The organism is Paenibacillus sp. 1182 (assembly GCF_017833915.1).
In the GTDB taxonomy this organism is placed as follows: domain Bacteria; phylum Bacillota; class Bacilli; order Paenibacillales; family Paenibacillaceae; genus Paenibacillus; species Paenibacillus polymyxa_D.
This window is the reverse complement of the sequence record NZ_JAFICR010000002.1, coordinates 1-21,592: the sequence shown is the minus strand read 5'-3', so window position 1 is coordinate 21,592 and position 21,592 is coordinate 1. Positions and strand designations below refer to the sequence as shown.

24 protein-coding genes are annotated in these 21,592 nt (G+C 44.0%); 17 read left to right on the top strand and 7 right to left on the bottom strand.

The features are described 5' to 3' along the window. Positions 1–13: 13 nt before the first annotated feature. Together JOD82_RS03110 and JOD82_RS03105 are read right to left on the bottom strand one after the other, a co-directional pair. Positions 14–370 (bottom strand): nucleotide excision repair endonuclease, encoded by a 357-nt coding sequence (locus JOD82_RS03110; protein WP_209947546.1) that lies wholly within the window; start codon positions 368–370, stop codon positions 14–16. Between the two features lie 70 nt (positions 371–440). Continuing rightward, a complete protein-coding gene (locus tag JOD82_RS03105; protein WP_209947544.1) occupies positions 441–1,100 on the bottom strand; it encodes a hypothetical protein in 660 nt (219 codons plus the stop codon). A gap of 264 nt (positions 1,101–1,364) precedes the next feature. Here JOD82_RS03105 and JOD82_RS03100 point away from each other — a divergent pair, with 264 nt between their 5' ends. The 7 genes from JOD82_RS03100 (at position 1,365) to JOD82_RS03070 (ending at position 6,121) form a co-directional block, all read left to right on the top strand. Further along, the gene (locus tag JOD82_RS03100) at positions 1,365–1,988 is read left to right on the top strand and encodes an acetate uptake transporter (protein ID WP_029518839.1); all 624 of its coding nucleotides are present in this window, start codon (positions 1,365–1,367) and stop codon (positions 1,986–1,988) included. A gap of 178 nt (positions 1,989–2,166) precedes the next feature. After that, on the top strand, positions 2,167–3,705 hold the full coding sequence (locus JOD82_RS03095; protein WP_209947543.1) for an FAD-dependent oxidoreductase: 1,539 nt from the start codon (positions 2,167–2,169) through the stop codon (positions 3,703–3,705). Between the two features lie 72 nt (positions 3,706–3,777). After that, positions 3,778–4,029, top strand: coding sequence for a hypothetical protein (locus tag JOD82_RS03090; protein ID WP_039271973.1), 252 nt, complete (start codon positions 3,778–3,780; stop codon positions 4,027–4,029). A 40-nt stretch (positions 4,030–4,069) separates the two neighbouring features. Further along, positions 4,070–4,450, top strand: a complete 381-nt coding sequence (locus tag JOD82_RS03085; protein WP_209947911.1) for a spore coat protein — start codon at positions 4,070–4,072, stop codon at positions 4,448–4,450. Continuing rightward, positions 4,447–5,583, top strand: coding sequence for a zinc-dependent alcohol dehydrogenase (locus tag JOD82_RS03080; RefSeq protein ID WP_165145582.1), 1,137 nt, complete (start codon positions 4,447–4,449; stop codon positions 5,581–5,583). The genes JOD82_RS03085 and JOD82_RS03080 overlap by 4 nt, the downstream gene beginning before the upstream one ends. 32 nt (positions 5,584–5,615) lie before the next feature. Further along, positions 5,616–5,825 carry a hypothetical protein gene (locus JOD82_RS03075; protein WP_029518844.1) on the top strand — a complete coding sequence of 70 codons (210 nt, stop codon included), beginning with the start codon at positions 5,616–5,618 and terminating at the stop codon, positions 5,823–5,825. Further along, positions 5,822–6,121 carry a spore coat protein gene (locus JOD82_RS03070; protein ID WP_029518845.1) on the top strand — a complete coding sequence of 100 codons (300 nt, stop codon included), beginning with the start codon at positions 5,822–5,824 and terminating at the stop codon, positions 6,119–6,121. The genes JOD82_RS03075 and JOD82_RS03070 overlap by 4 nt, the downstream gene beginning before the upstream one ends. A 155-nt stretch (positions 6,122–6,276) precedes the next feature. Here the strand turns inward: JOD82_RS03070 and JOD82_RS03065 are convergent, their stop codons facing one another. Continuing rightward, entirely contained in the window at positions 6,277–7,263 is a 987-nt protein-coding gene (locus tag JOD82_RS03065; RefSeq protein ID WP_209947541.1) for an aldo/keto reductase, read from the bottom strand. A 175-nt stretch (positions 7,264–7,438) separates the two neighbouring features. Further along, entirely contained in the window at positions 7,439–8,068 is a 630-nt protein-coding gene (locus JOD82_RS03060; RefSeq protein WP_209947909.1) for a YfbR-like 5'-deoxynucleotidase, read from the bottom strand. 192 nt (positions 8,069–8,260) lie between these two features. On the opposite strand from JOD82_RS03060, the gene JOD82_RS03055 reads away from it, so the two are divergent. The 5 genes from JOD82_RS03055 (at position 8,261) to JOD82_RS03035 (ending at position 13,330) form a co-directional block, all read left to right on the top strand. Next, complete coding sequence (locus JOD82_RS03055; protein ID WP_029518848.1) at positions 8,261–8,956, top strand: response regulator transcription factor; 696 nt, start codon at positions 8,261–8,263, stop codon at positions 8,954–8,956. Next, positions 8,949–9,953: a sensor histidine kinase gene (locus JOD82_RS03050; RefSeq protein ID WP_029518849.1), complete on the top strand. Its 1,005-nt coding sequence runs from the start codon at positions 8,949–8,951 to the stop codon at positions 9,951–9,953. The genes JOD82_RS03055 and JOD82_RS03050 overlap by 8 nt, the downstream gene beginning before the upstream one ends. A gap of 102 nt (positions 9,954–10,055) precedes the next feature. After that, positions 10,056–10,817 carry an ABC transporter ATP-binding protein gene (locus JOD82_RS03045; protein WP_069012292.1) on the top strand — a complete coding sequence of 254 codons (762 nt, stop codon included), beginning with the start codon at positions 10,056–10,058 and terminating at the stop codon, positions 10,815–10,817. Next, positions 10,807–12,747, top strand: coding sequence for an ABC transporter permease (locus JOD82_RS03040; protein WP_209947539.1), 1,941 nt, complete (start codon positions 10,807–10,809; stop codon positions 12,745–12,747). Before JOD82_RS03045 ends, JOD82_RS03040 begins: the two co-directional genes overlap by 11 nt. 199 nt (positions 12,748–12,946) lie before the next feature. Further along, the gene (locus JOD82_RS03035; RefSeq protein ID WP_209947537.1) at positions 12,947–13,330 is read left to right on the top strand and encodes a hypothetical protein; all 384 of its coding nucleotides are present in this window, start codon (positions 12,947–12,949) and stop codon (positions 13,328–13,330) included. Positions 13,331–13,362: 32 nt separating this feature from the next. On the opposite strand, the gene JOD82_RS03030 is transcribed toward JOD82_RS03035, so the two are convergent. Further along, a complete protein-coding gene (locus JOD82_RS03030) occupies positions 13,363–14,337 on the bottom strand; it encodes an aldo/keto reductase family protein (protein ID WP_069012295.1) in 975 nt (324 codons plus the stop codon). A 160-nt stretch (positions 14,338–14,497) separates the two neighbouring features. Continuing rightward, positions 14,498–15,460: a radical SAM protein gene (locus tag JOD82_RS03025; RefSeq protein ID WP_069012296.1), complete on the bottom strand. Its 963-nt coding sequence runs from the start codon at positions 15,458–15,460 to the stop codon at positions 14,498–14,500. Positions 15,461–15,774: 314 nt separating this feature from the next. Between JOD82_RS03025 and JOD82_RS03020 the strand changes: the two genes are divergently transcribed. From JOD82_RS03020 to JOD82_RS03005, 4 genes are all read left to right on the top strand, one after another. Next, entirely contained in the window at positions 15,775–16,413 is a 639-nt protein-coding gene (locus tag JOD82_RS03020; RefSeq protein WP_069012297.1) for a histidine phosphatase family protein, read from the top strand. A 96-nt stretch (positions 16,414–16,509) separates the two neighbouring features. After that, on the top strand, positions 16,510–16,986 hold the full coding sequence (locus JOD82_RS03015) for a DsrE/DsrF/DrsH-like family protein (RefSeq protein ID WP_029518856.1): 477 nt from the start codon (positions 16,510–16,512) through the stop codon (positions 16,984–16,986). A gap of 134 nt (positions 16,987–17,120) precedes the next feature. Then, positions 17,121–18,629, top strand: a complete 1,509-nt coding sequence (locus JOD82_RS03010) for an aminotransferase class V-fold PLP-dependent enzyme (protein ID WP_069012298.1) — start codon at positions 17,121–17,123, stop codon at positions 18,627–18,629. Positions 18,630–18,711: 82 nt separating this feature from the next. Next, positions 18,712–19,221 (top strand): DUF1036 domain-containing protein, encoded by a 510-nt coding sequence (locus tag JOD82_RS03005; protein ID WP_029518858.1) that lies wholly within the window; start codon positions 18,712–18,714, stop codon positions 19,219–19,221. A gap of 107 nt (positions 19,222–19,328) precedes the next feature. Here JOD82_RS03005 and JOD82_RS03000 read toward each other — a convergent pair whose 3' ends face one another. Next, complete coding sequence (locus JOD82_RS03000; protein ID WP_069012299.1) at positions 19,329–20,381, bottom strand: LLM class flavin-dependent oxidoreductase; 1,053 nt, start codon at positions 20,379–20,381, stop codon at positions 19,329–19,331. Positions 20,382–20,632: 251 nt separating this feature from the next. Between JOD82_RS03000 and JOD82_RS02995 the strand changes: the two genes are divergently transcribed. Continuing rightward, entirely contained in the window at positions 20,633–21,388 is a 756-nt protein-coding gene (locus JOD82_RS02995; protein ID WP_029518860.1) for an AIM24 family protein, read from the top strand. Positions 21,389–21,592 lie beyond the last annotated feature (204 nt).

The window sequence follows — 21,592 nt, the reverse complement described above, 5'->3', positions numbered from 1 at the left end:
GGAAGTTACTCCATTACTTAAAAAATACTTTTTCAACGTTATATTTAGCCTTTTGTGAATTGATAATGTAGGTTTCATAAATTTCTCGCTCTACCGCATCTTCTACAATACAAACCTCGATAATCACAACCTCATTCCGCTTGTCCTTGATCGGCGATACGTTATCTTCAAAATGCTTTTTGATTCTTGGTCTTAGCTTTCTTGCTTTACCAACGAACAGCAGTTCCTCCTGCGCATTGTAAAACATAAAGATACCCGCCTTATCTCTAGGGATCAGGTGAAAGTCGGTAAACCCGTAAATATGGCTGAGCTCAGGGTTAACCTGTTTGGTAATCGTGATATCCGGAGTTGGAATTGTTATATTAATCACTATGTCACTTCCTCATTCTATATAGGTGTAAATATTATCACAAATCCTGCGGTAACACCATTCAAGATAATCAGGGAGTGTCCCCTGGAACAGGCTTCGTCGTTTTCTCAACGATTCTTTCCAGTACCCAGACAAGTACCCCCACTGCAAGGCTGGCGATGACCGCCATAATCGCCGATCCGCCAGCATGTAGCAGCAACACGGGAACCCAAAGCAATCCGAGCAAACGATGTACGTTCCGCATCCACTTGTTACGAACTTTGTTAATGAAGAAGCCATACCCGGCGATCGCCAGCAGAATGACAAATCCCGCAATCCCGGTATAGGTTTTGTTATCTTGAAGCTTGGTTATCAAAAAATAAATACCATGAGCGGCAATCAGGATCAAGGTCGCCCAACCCAGAAGTTTATGGAGGGAATGTAACAACCGCCCGGCTCTTCTAACCAACATTGATGGCGATCTTAGCTTCTTCTTAAACCAGAACCAAGAGAAAGCGGCCGCACCAAGAAATACGGAAATCGTACCCAAAGTCTTGAATATTTCCCCGTTGCCCCCACGCCCTTCTCCACGAGGATGTACGCCCACAGGCCCTGTAGACCCACCTTCTGATAGCCGTGGGCCAGGTCCACCGCCGGAGAGCGATGACATGTAGTAATAGTAGATGACGAGTAGAACTGCTACCGTAACTGCAATCATAGCTGGAATCCAAACGGCCCTTTTCGTCTTCATTTGTTATACATCCTTCCTAGGAAAATTGCCTTGAGTGTACCTGGTCAAGCTTAAAACAAGATTAAAGCAAGCTGAAAGTATTCCTTTTACCTCAGTCAGTATCGAGGATGGTCGTAATAACGTTAATACAGGCACCGTAATAGATAGAAATCTATGAATTCCCTACTATGCGAGCACGCCGGTTTCCGTTACAATATGTCAGTGTGATTCTGGCATCGGCAGATTGACGCGTATTTGAACATTATTGGAGGCTTCTATTTTTTCATGCAAAATGAATCTCATGCTAACGTAAAAATCATAACGGCCGATCCGAGTGCGATCGGCCTGTTTGGCTTGGCTATTGTAACACTTGTAGCTTCATCCCAAAAGCTTGGTCTCACTGAAGGCTTGAGCTTTATTATCCCTTGGGCTATTTTCCTTGGTGCCTTTGCACAGCTGTTTGCCTGCATTCAGGATGCAAAGCATAACAATACCTTTGGCATGACGGCATTTGGTGCTTACGCCTTCTTCTGGTTAGCCGTAGCTAGTAGCTGGATGATTAAAATGGGCGTATTCGGCTCAGAGCTAGCATCTGCTGTAGATGGCAAACAGCTCGGCTTTGCCTTTGCCGGCTATCTCATCTTCACGCTCTTCATGACCATTGGAGCCATGGAGACGCACAAGGTCCTATTTTTTATTTTCGTGTTGATTGATTTTCTATTCCTCGGCCTTAGCTTCGATGCATTCGGCATCGCCCCAGAGGTGTTCCATACCATAGCCGCTTATGCTGAAATGGGCATTGGTCTACTCTCGCTGTACGGTACAGGAGCTGCCGTTCTGAATGCACATTTTGGCCGAACATTTCTGCCCGTAGGACGTCCTTTCGGCATTTTTAAACCACGTCCTTAGCTGCATATTTAAACCCACAAAGCCTCCTTTCGCGCCGATCCGCGTTAAGGACGGCTTTGTTTCCTTTCCATCACTCCCCCCTGTATCAAAAAAATACTAAAGAGAGTCGTTCAGTGAATATAAAACCCCACAATGATAACAATATACATAAATTGTATTCAAAGGGGTTTTTGTAAAAATGACACAAAGCAAATCTCGTATCGCATTTCCGCAATTTCCCGAATCGTATTGGTTAGCTTCCACTGACATCCCTAACTTCCCCAAACTTAATGAGGATATTCAGGTGGATGTTGCCATTGTAGGTGCGGGGATTACCGGTATTACCACTGCTTATTTACTTTCTAAAAAAGGACTAAACGTCGCCGTCGTCGACGCAGGGCGGATACTTCATGGGACAACCGGTCATACTACCGCCAAAATTACCGCACAGCATGATTTGATCTACAGCGAGTTTATTTCACATTTTGGCAAGGAAAAAACCCGGCTCTATTACGAAGCCAACCACAACGCTCTTCAATTTATCAAACAAACGGTAGAAGAATTTAATATCGATTGTCAATTTACAGAAGAAGATGCCTACGTTTATACATGTGAAGATACGTATGTGGAAAAAATTGCCGACGAATATAAAGCTTACGAGCAACTTGGCATCCCGGGAAGTTATGTCGAACAAACGCCTCTGCCGTTTTCAACTAAAGCAGCTATTAAGATGAAAAACCAGGCCCAGTTTAATCCTGTACCTTTCTTAAGATATTTGGCAAACCAAGTCATCCGTCAGGGCGGGGAAATTTATGAGCAAACCACCGTTGTAGATGTGGAAAAAGGAAACCCTGCCATCATTACAACCAGCGACGGAAAGAAAATTACCTGCAACCATGTCGTATCCTCCTCACATTTTCCATTCAATGATCCCAACGGTCTTTATTTTGCGCGATTGCATGCCGAGCGGTCTTATGTACTCGCGGTCAAAACCGATAAAATCTATCCAGGTGGTATGTATCTAAGTGCAGAAACCCCAAAACGTTCACTTCGCTCCGTAATGGTAAACGGAGAACCAATGGTTATCGTCGGTGGGGAAGGTCACAAAACGGGACAAGGAATCTGTACTTTCCAGTACTATGAAGCTTTACAAAAGTTCGCGGAGCAAACATTTGGATTAAAGGAGATCGTTTATCGCTGGTCGGCCCAAGACTTGTATACGCTAGACAAGCTCCCTTATATTGGGCAGGAACTATCCAACACCTCTAACATCCTCGTTGCTACGGGTTATAGAAAATGGGGGATGACCACAAGTGTAGCGGCAGCCTTATTAAATACGAATCTGATTACCAGAGAGGAAAGCCCCTACCAGGATCTTTTCTCCCCTTCAAGGTTTCATATGGACCCCGACATTAAAACATTTGTAACTCAAAATGCAAATGTGGCTAAACATTTGATTGCTGGAAAGTTAGACATCAGCTACAAAAAAGCCGAAGAACTGGAACACGACGAAGGGTCGGTCATCCGGGTAAACGGCAAAAGAGCAGGCGCATACCGAGACCCACAAGGAGCATTGCACCTAGTGGACACGACATGCACCCATATGGGTTGCGAAGTCGAGTGGAATGAAGCGGAAAGAACATGGGATTGCCCTTGTCATGGCTCTCGCTTTTCATATCAAGGCGAAGTCATTGAAGGACCGGCCAAAAAAGCACTTGGCAAGGTTGAAGCCGAATAGCACGATCCTTTCGAATAAACCTAGTTAGGCTGGATAACATACCTTTGAGAAACATAAAAGAAAGGTGATCCGATGATAAACCAACAGTCTACATTAGCGGCGCATGAGTCCTTAGAAATCCACGAAGCGCTTAATTTTAAAACGTTATGCTTAGCCAAGTCCAAATTAATGCAGGGCTTGGTATTCGATCAAGAGCTAAAGGATTTAATGGAAAAAGATGTTCAGCAATCTATACAAGCTATTGCCGATTTGCAAGCATTGTATGTTAAAGCACCGTTTCAGGCACCTGTTCCAGAATTCCGACCAACACCAATCTTAAATTGAGGTGAATGATGTGACATTAGATCAGACCCAGTCCGCTAAAATGGATTATGTGGATCCAAGAAACTCATTAAACATGCCAGAAATGGCAGACACGACCTTAGCGATGGATTTTCTGATTCGCGTCAAGGAAGGAGTTCGAAATACAGCCGTAGCCTTGACGGAAACCGTCTCTCCAGATGCCAGAACTCTGTTGCGCAATCAACTGCATCAAGGCATCGCTCTTCATCAGGAAATTACTGATCTTATGGTACGAAAAAAGTGGTTTCATCCCTATGATCTGCAAAAGCAGTATCAATTGGATCAACTATCAGCCAACAAGACGGTGGACATCAGTAAAATGAAACTGTTCCCAGACGATACCACCCGCAAGGGTATGTTTGATCGCACGCCGGACGAACATATGGGAGGAAACCAGGCATGAAAGCAGTGACCTACCAAGGTATCAAAAACGTTGTGGTTAAAGAGGTTCCGGACCCAAGTATTCAAAAAGCCGACGATGCGATTGTCAGACTGACGACAACCGCTATTTGTGGTTCAGATCTGCATCTCATTCATGGAATGATTCCGAATCTACAGGAAGATTATGTAATTGGTCATGAGCCGATGGGGGTTGTAGAGGAAGTTGGCAGCGGCGTAACCAACTTAAAAAAGGGAGACCGCGTGATCATTCCGTTCAACATAGCGTGCGGTGAATGCTTTTATTGTAAAAACCAATTGGAAAGTCAATGTGATCATTCTAATGAGCATGGAGAAATGGGCGGTTTTTTCGGCTATTCAGGAACAACTGGTGGATATCCGGGTGGACAAGCTGAATATTTACGTGTGCCTTTTGCCAACTTCACTCACTTCAAAATTCCGGAGAGTTGTGAACATCCTGACGAGAAGCTTTGCCTGATTGCTGATGCCATGACTACTGCATTTTGGAGCGTCGATAATGCCGGAGTAAAGAAGGGGGATACTGTCATTGTTATTGGCTGTGGACCGGTAGGTCTGCTAGCCCAGAAGTTCGCCTGGTTCAAAGGGGCAAAACGAGTCATTGCGGCAGACTATCTGGATTATCGTCTGCAACATGCGAAGCGTACAAATCATGTGGAAATTGTTAATGTGGAATCGCAAGAAAACATCGGCAACTACCTGAAGGAGATGACCAAAGGAGGTGCGGATGTAGTTATTGATTGTTCCGGCATGAGCGGTAAAATGTCTCCGCTAGAATCCTTGGCTTCTGGTCTCAAACTTCACGGTGGAGCTTTAGGAGGATTGGTCATAGCTACACAAGCTGTGCGCAAAGGTGGCACCATTCAAGTTACCGGAGTCTACGGCGGACGATATAACGGTTTTCCTTTGGGAGACATTTTTCAGCGAAATGTTAATTTACGTACGGGACAGGCTCCCGTTATTCACTATATGCCATATATGTATGAGCTGATTGATACGGGAAAGGTGGACCCAGGAGACGTTGTTACACACGTCATTCCGTTAAGCGACGCCAAACGTGGATATGAAATTTTTGATACCAGACAGGACAATTGCATCAAAGTTGTACTTAAACCTTAACTATATATTGGAGCATTGGAGGTAAACGTCATATGGTGTATGGCCTGCACGAAACACTTGAAGTCCATGAATTGTCAGCGTTCAAAACAGTGTGTCTTACCAAGTCTAAAACCATGCAAGCATTAATCTCTGATCCAACTCTCAAAGCTATATTACAGCAGGATGTTGACTTATCGACCCGCCAATTACAAGAACTCGGTACCCTCTTAGATCAAGCCATTTCACAGGAGGTTAAGCCATGAATACACTGTTGGAGCATTTGACCGGACTGCATACCTTAACGGACCAAGTCATTGCAGCCGATTTTCTGAACGCGGCCAAAAGCGGTGTGAGAAATTACGCTATGGCCGTAACAGAAGCGGGAACTCCAGAAATTAAGGCAATTCTTACGAAGCAACTGGATGAGGCTATTGATATGCATGAGCAGATTTCAACATACATGATCGAACGTGGCTGGTATCACCCATGGAACGTAAAAGAGCAGCTTACGATGGATCTACAAAATATCAATACTGCATTGCAAGCCCCTGTTTTATAAAGATAGGACGCTCACTTCGGTCGTACATTCCTGACCGTAAGACGTCCCTTGGGGATTTTAAAAGCACACCCTTAGCAGTATATGTAAACCCACAAAGCCGCCTTTCACGTCGATACGCGTTAAGGGCGGCTTTTGGGATTAACATGTTATCTTAATTATTCGGCTTGCCAATTCGGCATCCGTTCTGCAGGATAACGAAGACCCGCTGCCATTCCTTTTGGAATAATTGCGTTAATAGCTTCCATTTCCTGTGCGGATAAAACAACATCGACGGATCCTGCATTTTCCTCTAAATACGTAACCCGCTTGGTTCCTGGAATCGGTACAATTCCCTCTTTCGCAAGCAGCCATGCCAACGCCAGTTGAGAAGGTTTGACCCCTTTTTGGGCGGCAAGGTCCTTAACATGCTGCACGAGATCCAGATTTTTCTGGAAATTCTCAGGTTGAAAACGTGGCACAGAGCGACGGAAATCATCTTCTGCAAAATCATCAAACTTCTGAATTTGTCCGCTCAAAAAGCCGCGTCCAAGTGGACTGTAGGCCACAAACTCGATGCCTAGTTCCTTACACGCCGGTATAACTTCATCTTCTGCTTCTCGGCTCCATAAGGAGTATTCCGTTTGCAGCGCTGTAATCGGATGTACCTTGTGAGCGCGTCGAATGAGCCCAGGAGAAGCTTCGGACAGCCCCAAATAGCGGACTTTTCCCGCTTGAACCAAGTCACTCATCGCACCAACTGTTTCCTCGATAGGCACATTCGGATCAACACGATGCTGGTAGTACAGATCAATCACATCTACACCCAGTCTTTGCAGGCTGCGATCACATGCCTCTTTTACGTATTTGGGACGGCCACTTACACCCATAAATGCGCCATCTTCCCCACGCATAATGGAAAATTTAGTGGCTAATACGACTTCGTCGCGGCGGCTCCGCAGGACTTGGCTAATCAGTTTTTCATTTTCCCCCACACCGTAGACATCGGCAGTATCCCAAAAGTTTATCCCTAGCTCCAGCGCACGATGAAGTGTTTTGATCGACTCCTGCTCATTCAACTCACCGTAATATTCGGACATTCCCATGCAGCCCAGACCCAGTGCAGATACTTGAAGGTCACTGTTACCCAGTTGTTTCTTTTTCAATTTCTATCACTCCTAAATTGTCAGAATAGTCATCGTATTTCCTAAGCACCACGTCACATTCCGTATGTTACTACTTAAAGTTAACTTGAAGTCAAGCATTGTCTCGTTTTGAAACGAGAATTATTATGTATGAACAGAAGCGCTTCGGTAGCTTCTGGACGGTAGGGAGATTCACTTACAAAGCTAAGGCTTCTTCCGTAATCTTCTTGATATCAATGGATAAAGGCGTTTCTTCCTTGACCATATCGGGCAGGATATTCTCCAAAAAATACTCAACGCAGTGTAATTGAATATTCTTGATTTTTACAAGTGCATTACGGTACATGACTATAAATTCTTTTTCCGTATTTCCCCGCTGAAGTTCTGCAAATGCTTCGTATACCTGATCCATCTTGTCCGCAACTTCAAGGATTAAACCTTCTACAGAATCATCTTTACCTTCCCTTAGCTGTTTGCGAAAAATAGCCTTAAAATCCTCGGGAATATTCTCTTCAATAAAATACTCAATCATACCCTCTTCGACCTGTTGGATTAATAATCGTAGTTCCTTAGAGGAGTGCTTAACTGGCGTTTTGATGTCTCCAATAAAAATCTCCCCGTAATCGTGACTGCTCGTAATCTCGTATAGCTTTTTCCAGTCAATACGGACACCATTTCTCTCTTCAATATCAGCCAGCGTTTTGGCGTATTGTACGACTTTCCAAGAATGTGCCGATACGCTGTGTTCCTCGAATTTAAACTTACCCGGACAACGGATGATTCTTTCCAGCTCATTTAGCGACCGAAAATACGTGTGAATCCCCATCATTGCATCCATCCTTTAATATATATATATGAGATAGTCAATCTAAATCCCACTATAAACCTCAACTATTAACAGCAGATTATCGCAATATCAAGTGGAATTCACACATGTAGCATATACACAATTTTTGCTATACACTTTATAAAAGAGGAATTTGCAAAATCCTGAAAAAAATATAAAGTGGTGAATTCGTTGTTCAAAATCTTATTAATTGAAGATGATGAAACTTTGTTCCATGAAATGAAGGATCGGTTAACTCAATGGAACTATGATGTGTATGGCATCCAGGACTTTAATAAAGTCATTCAGGAATTCACAACGATAAAGCCTGATCTGGTCGTGATAGATATTCAATTGCCGAAATTTGATGGGTTTCATTGGTGTCGAATGATTCGATCCCACTCTAACGTCCCCATCCTCTTCTTATCTTCACGGGATCATCCTACGGATATGGTGATGTCGATGCAGCTTGGAGCGGATGATTTTATCCAAAAACCGTTTCATTTTGATGTACTCATTGCCAAATTACAGGCGACACTCCGCCGCGTATATAATTACAATACAGAACCTGTCTCCCTTAAAACATGGTGTGGCGCAACGGTCGACTATGAAAAAAATGTAGTAGCCAATGAGACTGGCTCCATCGAATTAACCAAGAACGAGATTTTTATTTTGAAGCTGCTGATCGAACAAAAAAATAAAATTGTTGCACGTGAGGAATTAATTAAAAGCCTCTGGGATGATGAACGTTTTGTCAGCGACAATACCCTGACCGTCAACTTGAACCGCCTGCGCAAAAAATTGGACGAGCTGGATTTGGGCCGTTTCATTGAAACGAAAGTCGGGCAAGGCTACATGGCTACAGAAGAGGCACCTGCCTATGATTAAAAAATACCTTATAGAGAGGCGGAGCTGGATTCTACTGTTTGTGTGTCAGCAATTCCTGATCCTGTTCATTGCTTATGTGGATGCAGCAATTCCGTTAATGCCGATTCTTTATATCGTCTTCTTATCTATGATGATTTTCTTGGTTTTTTTAATCATTCGTTATCCCAAGGAAACCAAGTTCTATACCACACTAGAAAAATGGGAGAGTTCTCTTGAACTAACGGGTATAGGCGAACCGGAGAGTCCGTTTGAGCAAATCATTGAACAAAAAATCACGGGCCAGAACGAACGGTTACAACAGATCATCTCGCAAAATCAATTGACACTTGAACATGAAAAAGATGAACTATTATCCTGGATTCATGAGGTAAAAACACCTTTGACCACCATGCATTTGATGATTGAGCGGTTGGACGACAAGTCCCTAAAAGCTCAGTTAACCTATGAATGGCTACGAATTCACTTACTGCTGGATCAGCAGCTCCATCACAAACGAATATCTTTTATTGAAAATGATCTGTATGTCGAGCAAGTGGATTTAAAATCTCTGGTTTTTAAAGAGATCAAAGCATTACAGTCATGGTGCATCCAAAAGGGGATCGGTTTTGACATCCAACTTGAGCACATGGAAGTGCTGAGTGATGCCAAATGGCTGGCTTTTATCATCAGACAGCTCTTAACCAATGCCATCAAATATAGCGATGCCAGTGATATTATCATTCACAGCTATGAACAAAGGGATCGAATACAGCTTGAGGTTCAAGACTTTGGACGCGGTATTGATCCGAAGGATATACCGCGTATCTTCGAGAAAGGTTTTACCTCCACAACCCAACATTCTGATCACACTTCAACGGGTATGGGGTTATATTTAACGAAAAAGGCAGCACAAACCTTGCTCATACATATAGATGTGCACTCCAAACCGAACGTAGGTACAACCTTCACTTTAATTTTTCCCAAACGAAATGATTTCGTGAGTGTGGTAAGCATGTGACAGAGATGTCACATGCTTTTATGTATTGTTCGCCCAATCAAAGGAAAAACATCGGCTCTATTTTTATAATAAGGCTACAAGAACAATAAGGAGTGCATCGAAGTGAACATTTTAGAAGCTCATAAAATCCGTAAAAGCTACGGTAATAAGTTCAATATGCAGGAGGTTTTGAAGGGAATAGATATCCTTATTGAAGAAGGGGAATTTGTCAGTATTATGGGAGCCTCCGGTTCAGGTAAAACCACATTGCTGAATGTTCTTTCCTCTATTGATAAAGTGAGCCAAGGTTCCATTAGAATCAATGATATCGAAATGACGAAAATGAAGGAAAAGCAACTGGCTGAATTTCGAAAAGAGCATTTAGGCTTTATTTTTCAGGAGTATAATCTGCTGGATACGCTAACGGTGAAGGAGAACATCCTCTTACCGTTATCCATCACCAAAACGCCTAAGAAAGAAGCCAACCGAAGATTTCAGGAAGTGGCTACAGAATTGGGGATTTATGAGTTGAAAGATAAGTATCCCAATGAAATTTCGGGTGGACAGAAACAGCGTACATCAGCGGCCAGAGCGTTTATTCATGAGCCCAGTATTATTTTTGCCGATGAACCTACGGGTGCACTGGATTCCAAGTCGGCTTCCGATTTATTAAACAAGCTGGGCCAGTTGAACCAAAAACGCAAAGCAACCATTATTATGGTCACGCATGATCCTGTCGCTGCCAGCCATTGCAGTCGGGTTATTTTTATTAAGGATGGGCAAATGTATACGCAGCTTCACAAAGGCGAGCAGGAAAGACAAAGCTTCTTCCAGGATATCATGAAAACCCAAGGGGTCTTAGGCGGGGTCCAATATGAACATTAATCTGCTCATTCTAAAAAATTTGAAAAAAAACCTGAAAAATTATTACCTTTATGTTTTTGCCCTCATTTTCAGTGTTGCACTCTATTTCGCTTTTGTCACACTACAGTACGATCCCTCCATGGACGAAGTGAAGGGGTCTGTTAAAGGTGCAGCTTCCATACGGGCAGCTTCCATTTTACTGGTCGCTATTGTCTGCATTTTTCTTATGTATGCCAATAATATTTTTATAAAAAGACGAAGCAAAGAAATTGGCCTATTTCAATTGATCGGAATGACTAAAAGTAAAATTTTTCGCATCCTGAGTGCTGAAAACCTAATTTTATACTTTAGTTCCCTCTTCATTGGGATTGGGGTTGGATTCTCCTTTTCCAAATTAGTGATTATGATTTTATTTAAGACGACGGGCGTCGAAGCCATTGCCACTCTATATTTCTCTAACCAAGCACTGACTCAAACACTCATCGTTTTTGTTGTCATCTACCTGCTGATCATGCTCATGAATTATTCTTTTATCAAAAGACAAAGTATTTTGTCCTTGTTCAGAGTGACCTCAACCACCGAAGGGAAAATCAAGAAAATATCGATCTTTGAGATGATCATCGGGATCATTGGCATCTCTCTCATCGCTTTAGGTTACTATGTTTCCTCCAAATTATTTGGTGGAGACTTTACATCCATAAATGAATTGTTTATGGCTATGGTGTTTATTTTGGGCACTGTCATCATCGGAACACTCCTTTTTTATAAAGGATCTATCCGCTTTATTTCCAATATCATCAGAAAGAGTAAAGGCGGATATTTAAACATCCATGAGGTGCTGTCCCTCTCGTCCATTATGTTCCGCATGAAGTCCAATGCTTTGTTGTTGACCATTATTACGACAGTATCGGCACTTGCCATCGGTTTACTATCCTTAAGCTATATCGCCTATTATTCTGCGGATCAAGCAGCTGAGGACAATGTACCTTCCCATTTTGCCATGACGAATGTACCGGATGCGGAGAAATTCAAAGCGTTACTTCATGAGCATGATATAAAGTATCGTGAAAAGAAAATTGAAGTGATTCAAGTCAGTGTGAAGACAGCGCAAATTATGGAGACTCCTATGGAACAATTAAATGATGGTACGGATTCCATGACACTGCCTGTCGTAAGCGACCAATCTGTGGAGGGTACGGATGTAACTCCAGGCCAAGCGGTTTTAACGGGCTATAATGATATGTTACAGAAATTCATGTCCTTGAAAGACTTTGGCCCCTTGGATTTGGAGGGGAAAACAGAAGTCATACCTCAACAATATGTGGGTCTAAAAAAGGATTATGTCATTCCCTACTATTTTGCAGCCGGGGGAGTACCTACTGTCATTGTAGACGAAACCATCTTTGAGCGGTTAAAGAAAGATGTAAATCCAGAGATCCAAAAGAAGTCATCCTTATATATTGGAATTGATATGATAAATGCAGCACAGATTGAAGAAGCCGATCGCCTCTTTGCAGCTGCGAATTTTAATGATCAACAAACATCCCGCCTTGAAATGAGCAGCAATCAGAAGCGGAACATGGGAGTGATCATGTTTGTAGTTGGCTTTTTGGGACTCACCTTTCTCATTACATCAGGCTGTATCCTTTACTTTAAGCAAATGGATGAGAGCGAAGATGAAAAAGCCAATTATACGGTGTTAAGAAAGTTAGGGTTCATCCAAAGTGACCTGCTTCGAGGTATTAAAATAAAACAACTCTTTAACTTTGGCATTCCATTAGTGATTGGCCTATCACACAGCTATTTCGCCGTTCAATCCGGCTGGTTCTTGTTTGGAACCGAAATTTGGATGCCTATGATTATCGTTATGGTGCTGTACACCGCCTTATATTCCATTTTCGGGATACTATCCATCCTGTATTATAAAAAGGTCATTAAATCAGCATTATAATCGGCAAAAAGTCAAAAAAGCCCCAGGCGAAAGCGCGGGGGCTTTTCCAAATATTTGAGCATTTTCGTTCCTACATGTACAATAAAATAACTATCATCGTAACCCCAAAGGGGGAGAGCTTATTTTATTATTAATCATCAATGGCATCGGCATCGTGGCCAATATCATACTCGGTTCCTTTATAGGCGCAGCTATTTTTATGGGAATCGTTTTTTTCCTGATTGGCTTGCCTGAGTTTAAAAAATCGCCGAAACTTACGAAAAAGGCTAAAAAAGATATCGCCTATATTATGTCCACATTGTTAACCCTTGTTGTATTCATGGTTATCGTTTTCTGGAATATCCGTGCCTCAGGTGATTTGATGCTAGCAGGTCCGCTAACACCGCAAATGAAGTTTCACTGGGGACAAAAGGTGTTGATGCTAGGGTTACTGGAGGGCTTATGGTCTGTCATCACCCTAAAATGGCTATTACCCATCTTTTTTGATCCGCTGGATCTCAGTAAGAAGCAAATCCTCGTTCTAGTGAGCGGGGTTGTATTTAGTGTGGGTTCAGGTATTTATGCCATACTTGGAACTAGTTAATGGTTCGCCTCTACAGAGGCTCGTGTGAATGCTTAACGCAAAGGTTCAAAACCCTCTGCTTGCTTCAGAATCCGCTCAATTTCCGCGCATGTCTCCGGTTGCAGCGTCACTTCGACTGCTTTTACATTTTCCTCAATTTGTGCCGGTTTAGTAGCCCCAATAAGTGCAGCGCTGATACCCGGTTCTCTCAGAATCCAAGCAAGCGCGAGCTGTGACAGGGTAACACCCAAATTCTTCGCCAGCTTATCCAGCTCCTGGACACAGTTCAGAACGGTATCGTTCATGTAACTACTAATGACATTATTGACAGAGGCATCAGCCCCGCGGCTACCCGTCGGTAAAGGTTGTCCAGGCTTGTATTTCCCCGTGAGGACCCCTTGGGCCAGAGGCGAAAATACAATTTGGCCGATGCCTACCTGCCCGGATACCGGAAGTACCTCATGCTCGATGTAACGTTCGAACATATTATAGATCGGCTGATTGGCAATCAGCGGGCGCAGATTCAGCCTTTTTCCAATCCCATAAGCATCCATGAGCTGGGCAGCACTCCATTCGCTGACAGCAGCGTACAGAATCTTACCCTGAGCCTGAAGGTCATCGAGCGCTCGCAGCGTCTCTTCTAAAGGAGTGTCTGGATCATAACGATGACAAAAGTACATGTCGATATAATCCGTACCCAGACGCTTCAGACTCGCTTCACATTGCTCCATAATGTGCTTGCGTGACAGTCCCCTGTCATTGGGACCGGTATCCATAGGGAAGTACACCTTGGTAGATAATACATAGCTATCTCTTCGATAGGACTTCAAAGCAGCTCCCATAGCCTTTTCGCCTTCTCCCCGGTTATACGCGTTCGCGGTATCAAAGAAATTAATCCCGAGTTCAAAGGCTTTGGCAATACAGGTATGAGCTGCTTCCTGCTCGGCGGCTGTACCGTACGTCAACCAGCTCCCCAAGCCGATTTCACTAATTTTAAGACCACTGTTGCCTACATTTCTATATTTCATATCTACTCCTTCTTTCATAAGAGAATTATATTTTTATATTTTAACATGTAAACCCTTTCATAAAATCATTGATAAAGGATTCATGGAGTTACATGAAGGATATCTACCACCCTGACTGTTAGGGTGGTAGATGCTTTAGTTTCACAATTTCAAATCATGTCTACTTGCTTCCTACAGGAAAAAGCGCATCATATGCAGGACAAGGCAGTTTGTCGAGAAACTCCTGAAGCTGCTTCGGTTTATTTTTGTAAATATCCTTTAAGGATGTTCCATCATAAATATTGCCGATGACCACAGGATGGCATAGCTCACAGATCAGAATGTCCCCGTTCCCATGCAGATGGAGCTGTTTTTTACCATCAACACAATTGGAAAAATACACACCCGGCTGCTCCTGAAAGCCCAGCGCTTCTGCAAAACGATCCATGCAGGTAAAATACAATACAGTATCATCTTTTTTATGTGCAATCAGGTCATGAACGGAACGGACGAGCGCTTCCTTGGTGGAAATAGCGTTCCAGTTGGTATGATCCATCACAATGCTGTTTTGGATTTCATGGATGCGCACACCGAGATCATATACCATTTCGCTAATAGCTGGCATGTTGTTTTGTGTCTCCGCAAACAGCAACGTCTCCAACACCGTTTCCAGCTTGGCCTCGGTGCATAACCGGATATTTTGAACAATTTTCTCATACATGCGAGGATGAACATGATAATAGGCTGCATATTTATCAGCATCCGTGAAGTTGAAGGAGATATGAATGTTGGAAAGACCTGCATCACGCAGTTTCTCAATTCGTTCAGGGCTGAGCAAGCTGGCATTGGTGTTGAGCTGGGTAGCGATTCCTTTGCTCGAACAGTGAGCCACAATGTCCAGACAATCCTCATACTTCAGGGTCACTTCTCCCCCGGACAGTCGCACACGTTTTAACGTTGGAATGTCATCAATAATATCAATGACCTCTTTGCTGCTAATGCATTGCCCATCGTTCCGCTGATATGCGCAGCAGTAATCACACTTGAAGTTGCAATTAGAGGTGACCCCGACTTCCAGTCCCTCCAGCTCGTAGATGCCCGGCTTTTCCAGTTCAAGTGCTTTATATTTGTTCTCTATACTCACTTTCTCATGATCCTCCCGATCTCAGGCTTGTGTCTTGAATTCCCCTTGAGATTATACAGAATGGGACGGTTTGTAGATATGACATTGGTAACGGCGAACCGTTGCATAAGTAGCGTCATGTTTTGGGTAGGGAACTGCAGAAAAAGCGCAGAAAAGGATTGGCAGCATATTGTTAAATAGTAAAAAACTCAATGTTAGAGGGTTACAACCGCCTAGCTTATGAAACAGTAACTTATACTATTCCCCGTTTTTTTTCTTCCCTCAATACATATACTATATCTCAAAATTGTATTCTTAGGGGGAGAGATGCGAAGATGAAAAGGTTAGTTTATGCATGCATGCTTTCTTTACTTCTTATGACTCCGATACAAATCGTGGGAGCAGCTATAAATACAGCGGAAGCTAGACTAGTTAAACCAGAGTTACTAAGTTCTCTTCGTCAGGGTGGATACATTCTGTTCGTTAGGCACGGTGAAGCAACGCTAGGAGAAGATCAACCTAATCTCGTCTTCGGCGATTGCTCACTCCAAAGGAATCTTTCCGAGGAAGGTAAAAGACAAGCCTTACTTTTTGGGGAAAGGATAAAGAGCTTACAAATCCCCATTCAAACCCCAGTTATAGCAAGTCCCTTTTGTCGAACAAGGGAAACGGCAGAATTAGCTTTTGGAGCAGAAAATGTTCATGTAGATCCCTTCTGGGTTAGAATTTACAATCTAAGTGGTGATGTAACCGCAGCAGAGAAGGAAAGTACATTAGCCGAACTGACTTCTGTGTTAGAGAAAGTTCCACCTTCTGGGACCAACAAAGTTATCATTGCTCACAGTTTCCCTCAAGGCATTGGTTTGGGCGAGATTCCGAACTTGGGTACTGTAGTTGTGAAGCCAAGAGGACAGGGAAACGGTTTTGATATTGTAGACAGGATATCTTTTGCTGAGTTGTCGAGTGTGCCGTGAGAAAAATTTGCGGCTTCAGACAACACAGTGAACCATGCATAGTTTTCATTTCCAAATCCATACTGAATATATCTGTTGGTAATGGAGGCGGGAATTGTGGATAAAAGGATGAATCTGCTTATGTTCAGCGGCGATTATGATAAGGCAATGGCTGGACTGATTCTGGCAAATACAGCGCGGGAATTGGATGTGGATGTGACGATGTTTTTTGCGTTCTGGGGATTATCACTGGTTCGTGATCCCGAGAAGATGACGCTTGAGGATAAGACGATTTACGAGAAACTCATGGACTTGATGACGCCCAAAGGGCCTGAATCCTTACCGCTGTCCCATATGAATTTTAGTGGTCTGGGCAAACTGATGCTAACGGAAATGTTGGAAGACAATGAAGCCCCAAAGCTGATCCACTTCCTAAAAGGTGCCCGGAAGAAAAACGTCAAATTTTATGCCTGTAAGCTATCGGTGGATATTATGGGTTTTAAACCGGAAGAATTTATACCTGAACTGGAAATTATCGAGGCCAAAACGTATCTAAAAGATGCGCTCGAATCCGATATGCAGTTGTTTATATAGCATAGACTTGCGCCTTATCCGGCTGTTGGATGAGGCTTTTATTGTGACTAAATGATGACACTCGCCTATTTTTTTTAACCCATTCGGACCTACTTACGTACCCTAAGAAGACAGAACGACTTGGGAGGCGCCGTATGCTCATGGCTCGAATTGGAAGCAGTAATTGTAGGTATCAGCCTTCTAACGAGGCTTATTTCCAAAGGTATCGTGAAAGTACAATCGGATATCACCAGACCTTTGAATCTCCATATGGACAAAAAAAGCTGATTTATGCGGATTGGGCAGCCAGTGGCCGTCTGTATGGACCCATCGAGTCGAAAATAGCTCATGAATTAGGCCCTTTTGTGGCGAATACGCATACGGAGTCTAATTTGACAGGAACTCTGATGACCCAAGCCTATGAAGAAGCGAAACAAATCATTAAGGGCCACGTTCATGCCAATGAACATGATATCATCCTGTTCGCCGGGTCAGGTATGACAGGTGCAGTGAATAAGCTTCAGCGGCTATTAGGATTGAAAATACATGAAAAATTAAAGCCCCTCTACCCCATCGCCAAAAAAGAGCGCCCCGTTATTTTCGTTACACATATGGAGCATCATTCCAATCATATTTCCTGGGCAGAAACCGTTGGAGACGTTGTATGTCTTCCTCCGGGTCCCGGCGGGATTGTCGATCCAACTCATCTCGAACGACTGCTGCTTCAATTCCGGCATCGCCCTATCAAAATCGGCGCCTTTACCGCCTGCTCTAATGTTACAGGGTTCGAAGTACCGATTTACCAGCTATCTCGCAAAATGCACGAACATGGCGGCGTTTGTTTCATTGATTTTTCAGCAAGCGCACCTTATGCCGAGATTAACATGCACCCCACAGATCCTCTCGAGAAACTGGACGGGATTGTATTTTCACCCCACAAATTTCTTGGGGGTCCCGGTACAAGCGGCGTTTTAATTATGGATTCGAGACTATGCCTTAGTTGTGCTCCGGATCAGCCCGGAGGGGGTACAGTTAGCTGGACCAATCCTTGGGGTGGATACGAGTATAAAGATAATACTGAAGCCCGTGAGGATGGAGGAACCCCTGCCTTTCTACAGGCCGTTCGAACGGCGCTCTGCATTCGGCTGAAAGAACAAATGGGATACAACCGCATGTTGGAGCGAAAAAAGGAACTGACATCATTATTACTAAAAAGCTTGAGTACCATACCAGGACTACACATTTTAGGAGGAAGCAGCCAAGAACGAATGGGAATCGTTTCTTTCGTTGTCGGTCCTATTCACTATAACCTGATCGTAAAACTATTGAATGATCGGTTTGGTATTCAGGTCCGGGGCGGCTGCTCTTGTGCAGGCCCCTACGGACATTATTTGCTGGGCATCGACCCCCAAACGTCTAAACAAATGACAGACCTGATCGATGCAGGAGACTTATCTCGAAAACCGGGCTGGGTGCGTCTGTCGCTCCATCCCATGATGACGAATCAGGAAGTCTCCTATATCGCCTCTTCCATACGGGCAATCGTAGAAAACATCGTGACCTGGCAAAAAGATTATACCTATCAACCAGAATCAAACGAATGGAGATCTATAAATGAACATAACAAAATAGACATCAGCAAATGGTTCAATTTTAGCGATTAAGAGACTCGTGTCCGTTCCCTTCTTTCAAAACTCTCATAGAATACTCTGTAGGATTACTATATGAGGAAAGAAGTGACGACAAATGGGTCTCAATTTTCGCAACAGTACCAATGCGGCTATCTTTGTGGTCTTTGCCTATCCGGACTTCAGCTGTACTCCTGTTAACTATTCTAAAGCAGGCTGGTACCGTGTTAACCCTGGACAGACTATTCAGGTTTGGAGCGGCTTCGCAGGAGGGAATACGTTCTTTTATTACGCTGAAGATGATTTTGGACGCGAATGGCGGGGTTCATATTTCACTCAAGTTCCTGAGAATGCCTTCAATTGGTGCTGGGATACAGGCTGTACCACTTGTAGAAGCGTGGGACTGCGGAGAATCGCAGTTAGTCCGTTCGTCTTGGACTACACCATCAACTTTGTAACGAGCAGCAGTCAAAGAAAACCTGCATCATCCACACTCCGCATGACATTGCCTTCCAAGGCAATCCAAGAGAAACCTATCCTGCGCAGAGTCCCTGCTAAACCTAAGAGACTAAAACAAGGTAAAACCCTGTTGCAAAAGCGCATCACGCATAAAAAACGGACAAAATAAAAAATGATCTGATCAGCTCATATATAGATTATTTTAGAGTTAAGAAAGGAGCGGCCATATCGCTCATGGTCTGCCCCTTTCTCCTTTGTCTACTGAGATCAATCCACCTATTTACTCTCGGATTCCCACTTGGATATCTCTTCACGAACCCGTGGTGCTACCTCTGTTCCCAATAGCTCAATAGCTCTCATGACATCGTCATGCGGCATCGTACCGACGGGCACGTGCAACAGAAAACGTGTAATGCCTACCTGTTTACGGAGATGAATGATTTTCTTGGCAACCGTGTCTGAATCACCTACATATAACGCTCCTTCAAAGCTGCGTGCGGCATCGAAGCTGGAGCGAGTGTAAGGGCCCCAACCGCGTTCACGCCCAAGCACATTCATGCTCTGCTGAGTGGAAGGGAAGAACTTATCCGCTGCCAGCTCAGTAGTCTCTGCGATAAAACCATGTGAGTGTGATGCAACCGGAAGCAGCGATGCATCATGACCGGCATGCCTCGCGGCTTTTTTATATAGTTCCACCAACGGGGCAAACTGTACAGGGCTACCCCCGATAATCGCCAGAACCAATGGCAAACCGAGCAATCCTGCACGAACCACAGATTCCTGATTCCCCCCACTCCCAATCCATACGGGCAACGGATTTTGAACTGGACGCGGATACACGCCCAAATTGTGAATTGCAGGCCGATGTCCGCCCTTCCAGGTGACTTTCTCGGATTCTCGGATTTTCAATAACAGCTCCAGTTTTTCATCAAATAACTCATCGTAGTTATCCAAATCATACCCAAATAACGGGAACGATTCGATAAAAGAGCCCCGGCCTGCCATAATCTCAGCTCGTCCATTCGAAATGCCGTCCAGTGTAGCAAAATCCTGAAACACACGTACGGGATCATCCGATGAAAGTACCGTAACTGCACTGGTTAATCGAATCCGTTGGGTCTGTGCAGCAGCAGCAGCGAGGATAACAGCAGGTGCAGATGCCGCATAATCTTTACGATGATGCTCCCCGACGCCGTACACATCCAGCCCTACCTGATCTGCAAGCACAATCTCCTCGACCACTTCACGTATTCGTTGTGCGTGACTGATAACCTCCCCCGTTTGGGGATCCGGCGTTGTTTCTACAAACGTGCTTATCCCTATCTCCACTTGCTCTACCCCCTATTTTCATGTTTCATTCTCATTCGGCTGCTTTCGAAGCCAATCATTTTAAAAACCGATATCTTTATATTGAACCTTTTTCGCATCTTTTTCAAGCTCTCCTTTTCTGAGTCTGAAAATCAGCCAAGGGAAGTGTCAAGATTCGCCGCAGGAAAAGAAGTCTCTTTGTCGAATATTGTATGGAACAAAGAAGTTTCCCATCCCCACACCATGAATACAACAAGGAGGCACTTACATTTATGGCTTTTGTTATTAATAATTTAAAGGATAACAGCAATGTTGCTATCACTGACCAATTAGGCGGATTTACGGTACTGGAATACATAACAGATTTGAGCTGCACCTCGGTTGCGGCTGCGCAAGACAATTACTATATGAGCAAAAGTAACATGCGCCGCAAGCAACTCATGATCGAAATCAACAATAGTGAGATTATGATGAAGGCGGGAGCCATGCAATATACTGTGGGTAGCATGGAAATGACTACCGGTGTAAAAGGCGTGGGAGGCTTAATGCGAAACTTGGTGTCCGGCGCTGTAACAGGGACAGGGGCCATTAAACCGCACTATAAAGGCACGGGTACCATTATGCTGGAGCCTACCTACCAATATATTTGGCTTATTGATGTCGACAATGATGATATTGCCATCGAAGACGGCTTGTTTTTGGCTTGTGACACGACGCTGGACATATCCGTCGTTGCACGTAGTAATCTTTCCTCTGCCGCACTGGGTGGAGAAGGGTTATTTAATTTAAGCGCCCGCGGAAAAGGAGTTCTGGCACTTCAAGCGCCAATCCCTTCCGAGGAAGCGGTCGTTATAGAATTGCAAAATGATGTGCTGAAGGTGGATGGTAACTTTGCCCTCATGTGGTCCAATACCTTACAGTTCACCGTCGAAAAATCTGGAAAAACCAAAATGGGCTCGGCTGCTTCCGGCGAAGGGCTGGTAAATGTGTACAGGGGAACAGGAACCGTATGGTTAGCGCCCTTATAAACAAAAAAAGGAGAAGCCCTCGGCTTCTCCTCAGATTGTCGAGAAACCCCGTCATTTTGAGACGTGGGTTTCTTTTTTACATCATAATGCTCTGGTCTCTGGAGAAGCAGGGGGGTTACCCCTGTTTCTCCAGGCGATCTAGGTGGATCGCCATCTTCTTCATGTTCTGCACGGCTGCCGTCATAAGGGCTTGTTCCCTGACGT